The sequence below is a fragment of the Microbacterium sp. genome (genome assembly GCF_035554235.1).
GTDB lineage: Bacteria > Actinomycetota > Actinomycetes > Actinomycetales > Microbacteriaceae > Microbacterium.
This window is the reverse complement of the sequence record NZ_DATMIO010000082.1, coordinates 1-6,591: the sequence shown is the minus strand read 5'-3', so window position 1 is coordinate 6,591 and position 6,591 is coordinate 1. Positions and strand designations below refer to the sequence as shown.

8 protein-coding genes are annotated in these 6,591 nt (G+C 70.2%); 2 read left to right on the top strand and 6 right to left on the bottom strand.

Features of this window, described 5'->3' with window-relative positions:
* Positions 1–735: lipase maturation factor family protein (locus VNT50_RS04125; protein ID WP_325483833.1), on the top strand; the 735-nt coding region annotated here is incomplete at its 5' end.
* 27 nt (positions 736–762) lie between these two features.
* Positions 763–1,809, top strand: a complete 1,047-nt coding sequence (locus VNT50_RS04120) for an ATP-dependent DNA ligase (RefSeq protein ID WP_325483832.1) — start codon at positions 763–765, stop codon at positions 1,807–1,809.
* A gap of 25 nt (positions 1,810–1,834) precedes the next feature.
* Here VNT50_RS04120 and ligD read toward each other — a convergent pair whose 3' ends face one another.
* The 6 genes from ligD to VNT50_RS04090 all read right to left on the bottom strand — a co-directional run.
* On the bottom strand, positions 1,835–2,881 hold the full coding sequence (gene ligD / locus VNT50_RS04115; protein WP_325483831.1) for a non-homologous end-joining DNA ligase: 1,047 nt from the start codon (positions 2,879–2,881) through the stop codon (positions 1,835–1,837).
* Positions 2,882–2,923: 42 nt separating this feature from the next.
* Positions 2,924–3,520: a dihydrofolate reductase family protein gene (locus tag VNT50_RS04110; RefSeq protein WP_325483830.1), complete on the bottom strand. Its 597-nt coding sequence runs from the start codon at positions 3,518–3,520 to the stop codon at positions 2,924–2,926.
* A gap of 9 nt (positions 3,521–3,529) precedes the next feature.
* Positions 3,530–4,006 (bottom strand): SRPBCC family protein, encoded by a 477-nt coding sequence (locus VNT50_RS04105; RefSeq protein ID WP_325483829.1) that lies wholly within the window; start codon positions 4,004–4,006, stop codon positions 3,530–3,532.
* Positions 4,007–4,047: 41 nt separating this feature from the next.
* Positions 4,048–4,398, bottom strand: coding sequence for an ArsR/SmtB family transcription factor (locus tag VNT50_RS04100; RefSeq protein ID WP_325483828.1), 351 nt, complete (start codon positions 4,396–4,398; stop codon positions 4,048–4,050).
* Positions 4,399–4,474: 76 nt separating this feature from the next.
* Positions 4,475–5,569, bottom strand: a complete 1,095-nt coding sequence (locus VNT50_RS04095) for an SseB family protein (RefSeq protein ID WP_325483827.1) — start codon at positions 5,567–5,569, stop codon at positions 4,475–4,477.
* 152 nt (positions 5,570–5,721) lie between these two features.
* A partial coding sequence (locus tag VNT50_RS04090; protein WP_325483826.1) for a 3'-5' exonuclease occupies positions 5,722–6,591 on the bottom strand: 870 nt, incomplete at its 5' end.

Below are 6,591 nucleotides of genomic sequence, written 5' to 3'. Positions count from 1 at the left end.
GGCGCGGCCGCCGCCGCGATCGTGCTCGCGACGCAGCTGTGGCTCGTGATCACCGGCAACTTCGCGTGGCTCAACTGGGCGACGATCGTGCTCGCGTGCTCGGCCATCGGGCTGCAGGGCTCGCTGCTGGGCGACACCGGGGAACGGGCGGATGCCGGTGCCCCCGGCATCCCGCTCTACTGGGTCATCGTCACGGGCACGGTCGGCCTCGTGTACGTCGTGCTCAGCTGGTGGCCGCTGCGCAACCTCGTCGCGCACCGCCAGCTGATGAACGCGAGCTTCAACCGCTGGCAGCTCGCCAACGCGTACGGCGCCTTCGGCACCGTGACGAAGCAGCGCATCGAGGTCGTCGTCGAGGGCACGACCGATCGCGACCCGCGCACGGCGACATGGCGCGAGTACCACTTCAAGGGCAAGCCCGGTGATCTCCAACGGATTCCGCGGCAGTACGCGCCCTACCACCTCCGCCTGGACTGGCTGATGTGGTTCCTGCCCCTCGGCCGCATGTACGAGCCGTGGTTCGAGGTGCTCCTGCTCCGGCTGCTCGAGGCGGATGCCCCGACACTGCGGCTGCTCGATGGTGATCCGTTCGAGGGCCGTCCGCCGACCTGGGTGCGGGCCCGCACGTACCTGTACCGGTTCGCGACCCGCGCCGAACACCGGGAATCCGGGGACCACTGGGTCCGCGAGCCGCGAGCGGTCGTGCTCGGCCCCGTGCGCCGACCGCACACCTGAACCCGGTCGACGGGCCAAGATGGACGCATGCCCTACGACATCCCGGCGCCGATGCTCGCGAAGTCCGTCCCCGCGATCCCCGATCCCGCACGATTCGAGGGGGGCCTGAGCTTCGAGCCGAAGTGGGACGGCTTTCGCGCGCTCGTGTCGTGGGACGGCGAGGCCGTCGAGATCGGCAGCCGCGGCGCCAAGCCGCTGACCCGGTACTTTCCGGAGCTCGTCGACGCCTTCGCGAGACTGCTCCCCGGCCCGTGCCTCATCGATGGCGAGGTCGTCGTGCCCAGGGGCGCACCGGGAGCGCAGCGGCTGGACTGGGAGTCGCTGTCTCAGCGCATCCACCCCGCGGCGTCGCGCGTGAACATGCTCGCCGAGACGACACCGGCGATGTTCATCGCGTTCGACCTGCTCGCCCGCGGCGATCGCGATCTGCAGCCCGAGCCGTTCTCGGTGCGCCGCGCGGAGCTCGTCGACCTGCTGGGCGGGGTGCCCCACCCGGTGCACGTCACCCGCACCACGGACGACCCCCAGCGCGCGACGCGATGGCTCGCCGAGTTCGAGGGCGCCGGCCTCGACGGCGTGATCGCCAAGCCTCTGGCCCAGCCGTACGCCCCCAACAAGCGCACGATGTTCAAGATCAAGCACGCGCGCACCGCCGACGTCGTGGCGCTGGGCTACCGCATCCACAAGTCGGGCGAAGGCGTCGGCTCGCTCCTCGTCGGGCTCTACTCCGACGATGGCCGGCTCTACCCGGTGGGCGGCGTCGCGGCGTGGAGCAACCAGCGCCGGCTCGAGCTCATCGACGAGCTCGCCCCGCTCGTGCAGCGAGACGCGGATGGCGAGGCGCTCACCGGCGAGGGCGAGAAGTCCCGCTTCGCGGCGACACGGCAGGACTCGTCGTTCGTGAAGCTCCGCCCCGAGCGCGTGCTCGAGGTGCGGTACGACCAGCTCGAGGGCTGGCGCTTCCGGCACACCGTGCAGTTCGAACGCTGGCGTCCCGACCGCGACCCCGGGTCATGCACCTACGACCAGCTCGAGACCGTCGCCGCCTACGACCTCGGCGACGTGCTCGTCTGACCTGCGCCGCCGATCGCGCGAACGCTCACTGATCGGTCTCCTTCGCGGGCCAGTTCTCGGGGTTGATCCGGCTCGGCTGCACCCGTGGCGGCTCGCCAGGCATCTTCGGGAAGTCGGGCGGGAAGGGCAGCTCCTTGAGCCCGTTCCCGAGGTCGCGTTCCCACCATTCGAGCAGCGTGTCGATGCGCCCCGGCTTGTCGAGGAACCCTCTCCACGGGTCGCCGACCGTCGCGAGGCGCTCGGGGATGGTGCGCACGGTGAACGCGGCCGGGTCGAGGCCGTCGAGCTCGTCCCACGCCACGGGCGTCGACACCGTGGCGGTGGGCAGCGCACGCGGGCTGTATGCGCCCGCCATCGTGCGGTCGCGGTTCGCCTGGTTGAAGTCGACGAAGATGCGCTCGCCGCGCTCTTCCTTCCACCACTTCGTCGTGACCTCGTCGGGCATCCGGCGCTCGAGTTCGCGGGCGGCAGCGATCACGGCGTGCCGCACGTCGAGGAACTCGTGTGTCGGCTCGATGGGACAGAAGACGTGGATGCCGCGGTTGCCACTGGTCTTGACCCAGGCCTCGAGCCCGGCCTCCCGCAGCACCCCCCGCAGCGCGTGGGCGGCGGGCACGGCATCGGCGAACCCCGTGCCGGGCTGCGGGTCGAGGTCGATCCGAAGCTCGACGGGGTTGTCGGTGTCGCCCGCGAGCGAGGCCCACGGGTGGAACACGACGGTGTTCATCTGGATCGCCCATACGATGGCGGCCGCCTCGGTGAGGACGAGCTGCGGATGCCGGCGCCCGCTGTTGTACGTGACGGTGACCGCCTCGACATAGTCGGGGGTGCCCTTGGGCGGGTTCTTCGAGAAGAACGACTCGCCGTCCACGCCGCCGGGAAACCGCTCGAGTGACACGGGCCGGTTGCCGTTGGCCGCGAGAAACGGCTCCGACACGGCGATCGCGTACTCCGCGAGGTCGCGCTTGGTGATCTCGAGCTCCGGCCAGAGCACGCGGTTCGGGCTGGAGAGCGAGATCTCGCGGTCGCCGTGCGGTCCGGGGACGGTCAGGGTGATGCGTTCCGACGCCATGCCAGTGAGCCTAGCGGGGGCTTGGCCCACACCCCCGAGACGCTACTTCCGCACGGGGAAGAGCATGTGCGTCACCCGGCGCGCCCGGATCACGACCGTCGGGTCATCGAGCAGGATCTCGCCCGGCGGGATGTCGACGAAGTACTTGTGCCCTTCTCCCATCACGACGGGCACGACATCCATCGCCACCTCGTCGACGAGACCGGCGCGCATCGCCTGCGACGCGATCGTGCCGGCGGCGACGCCGATGAGCTTGTCGCCCGCGAGCTGCTGCGCCGACGCGATCGCCTCCTCGATGCCGCCCGTGACGAATCGGAACTCGTCGGAGTCCGGGTAGCCCCAGTCCGTAGGCGGCTCGTGTGTGAGCACGACGACGGGCACGCCGAGCGGATGCTTGCCCTTCCACCCGTCGGTGATGTCGAAGAGCGTGCGTCCGACGACGAGGGCGCCGAGCTCGGAGACCCACGAGGTCCAGTAGTCAGCGCTCTCGCGCGTGAGGTGGAAGGGAGGGAGGTCGCCATGATTGACGACCTCCACGTCCCCCGCCTCGTACCAGTCGAAGAGGGCCCCGGGATTGTTGTCGGCGTCCGCGACGAATCCGTCGAGCGATACCGATGCCGATGCGATGACCTTGCCCATGCTGGTCTGCTACTGGGCCGCGAGCAGCTCGTCGAGCTTCTCGTAGCCCTCGTTCATACCGGATTCCATGCCCTCGGCCATCATTCCTTCGAGCACGTCGACCGACGGGAAGACGCTGTGGTCGACGATCCGAGACCGTCCGCCGGGCAGCTCCTCGAACCGGATGATGTCGAGGCTCACCTCGTCGGGCATGCCCTCGTACTCGAAGGTCTGGATGATCAGCTCGTCCTCACGCACGGTGTGGAACATGCCGCGGAACGCATAGACGTTCCCGTCCGCGTCGGTCTGCTCGTAGCGGTAGCCACCGCCGGAGCGGAAGTCCCAGTGCGTGCAGCGGTTCGACAGCTCCCGCGGTCCGATCCAGCGCGAGAACAGCTCTTCGTCGGCGTGCGCACGGAAGACGGCGGCGACGGGGGCATCGAATTCCCGCGAGATGTCGGCGTACGACTGGCCGGGTGCGGCATCGATGACGACAGGGTTGCTCATGATTGTCTCCTTCTACTCGAGTGAGGTGGTGGCCACCTCGACTACTCCATTGCGGGGGTGGATGCCTCGGCCAGCAGCGCGTCGAGCCTCCGGTACGACGACTCGGCGACGAGGCGGTAGCGGTCGATCCACGCCGTCAGGCGCTCGAGCGCGGCAGCGTCGAGGTGCACCGGGCGGCGCTGCGCGTCGCGCGTGCGCCACACGAGACCGGCCGCTTCGAGCACGCTGATGTGCTTCGACACGGCCTGCGGTGTGATGGCGAACGGCTCTGCGAGCTCTCCGAGCGTGGCCGGTCCGCGGCTCAGCCGCGCGACGATCGCGCGACGGAAGGGGTCGGCCAGCGCGGCGAAGGCCCGATCGAGCGGGGCTTCTGCCGCGGCATCCTGATTCATTGTTCAATCACTCCGTTTATCAACTGATTGATTTAGTAAGGGTACGACGACGAGGCGGCGGCGTCAAGGGTCGGCGTCAGCCGGCGTCGGCGAGGGCCAGCACCGGCCCGAGCGCATCCCGCTCGAGACGGATCCACGGGCCCCCGGGATCGACCACGATGCCGGTGAGTTCGGCGTGGCCGCGCAGCGATGTCGCGAGCTTCGCCACCGGGAACGGCATCGCCTGGTTGCCACGGCCGAGCGCGAGCACCTCCAGCGGGTGCGAGAAGACCTCGAGGTAGCGCTTGCCGTCGGGAGTCTGCGATTCGGCGATCCCCACGCGCGGCTTGCCCTCGGGGGTGTCGGGGGGCGCCTGTCCCACGGCCACCCAGAGCGGTGCCGTCACGAGGGCTGCGGCGATCGCGCCCGGAGTCGCGGGGGTCCGCGGCTGAGAGAGCAGGTTCTTCACGGTGAAGGCCGGGTCGCCCTCCTTCAGCACGCGCTCGAGCAGTTCGCGGGGGATCACGGCGCGCGCCGGCGCGGAGGACTGGTCGAGGATGAGTCCGTCGTGCGAGGCGGCGAGCAGGTGGCGGATGACGTTGCCGACCGGCTGACCCATGGCGCTGGTCTGCGGATCCTGGACAGCGCGCACGCTCGCCTGCAGCGCCGCTCCCGTGCTGAAGGCGAGCAGGAACTCCTTCTCGCCGTTGCGCACGACCGCGAGCGGCAACTCCTTGCCCTCCGACAGCAGGGCGCGCGCGTCGCCCTGCACGCGCAGGAACACGTGACCCTGCAGCAGCTGCCGCGTCACATTCAGCAGGTCGGTGGATGTCGGCTCCGGCAGGGCTCCGTAGGCCTCGAGCGCCTCGGCGAGCAGGACGTTGTCGCGCAGCCCCGGCACGCTCTCGGTGACGGCGGGCGCCTCCGCCGGCGCCAGCGGGCGGGGTGCGGGCGGTGCCGGTGCGGGGGTCGGCGTCGGTGTCGGTGTCGGTGTCGGGGCCCCGAGACCGCGGAACGACGAGACGGAGATGCTCACCGCAGGGGCGGCGTCCGGTGCCGCGGGAGGCTCCGACGCCGCTCGGGCGGTCGGCTCCGCGTCGGCGGGAGCAGTCGAGGGAGCGGGCGGCGTTTCAGGAACCGCGTCGGGCGTGACGGCGGCGCCGGGCTTCTTGCGGCGCGAGAACAAGGCCATCGGGCCAGCTTAACCCGAGCGACAAAGCCCCTTCGCTGGTCGCAAAATGCCAATGCACCCCGCCCCACACCCACACTTAGCGACCAGCGAACGACCCCGTCGAGGAACGGCGCCCTAGCGACCAGCGAACGACCCCGTCGGAGAGCTGGGGCTCAGAGCTTTTCGATCGGGGCGATCTTGATCAGCAGCTTCTTGGCACCGACCTTGTCGAACCGCACGTGCGCGATGCGCTTCGCGCCCTCGCCGGTCACGGCATCGACCCGGCCTTCGCCGAAGTCGTCGTGGGTGATGCGGTCGCCGGGGCCGAGCTCCATGTCGCCGTTGTCGCGCACCTTGGCGGGGATGCGGTTCGGAAACCGATCGAGCGACGTCGACTTCGGCACGAGCGGAGCGCCGTAGTCCCTCGATCCGCCGCCGGAGCCGCCCCCGCCTCCCCCAGCGCCGGGGCGCCGTGCGTTGAGCGCCCGGGACTGGGTGCCCCCGCGCGAGTTCACATCGCCCGGCGACTGGCGCCAGTCGATCAGCTCCGACGGGATCTCTTGCAAGAAGCGGCTCGGCATCGCGACGGTGACCTCGCCGAACTGCGCGCGGGTCATCGCGAGCGACAGGTACAGTCGCTTGCGCGCGCGCGTAATGCCGACATAGAACAGGCGCCGCTCCTCGGACGGTCCGCCGGGCTCGCCGGCCGAGATCCGGTGCGGGATCAGATCCTCCTCGACGCCCGTCAGGAACACCGCGTCGTACTCGAGGCCCTTCGCGGTGTGCAGCGTCATGAGCGACACCGAGCCCGACGCGTCGTCGAGATCGTCGGCATCCGACACGAGCGCAACCTCGGCGAGGAAGTCGATCACCGTACCCTCGGGGTTGTTCCGTGCGAACTCGCGCGCGACCGCGACGAGCTCATCGAGGTTCTCCAGACGCGCCTCGTCCTGCGGGTCCTTGCTCGCGCGCAGGGCATCGAGGTAGCCGGACTTCTGCAGCAGCAGGCTGAGCCCGTCGGCGACGGCGGTCGGCGGTGCGAG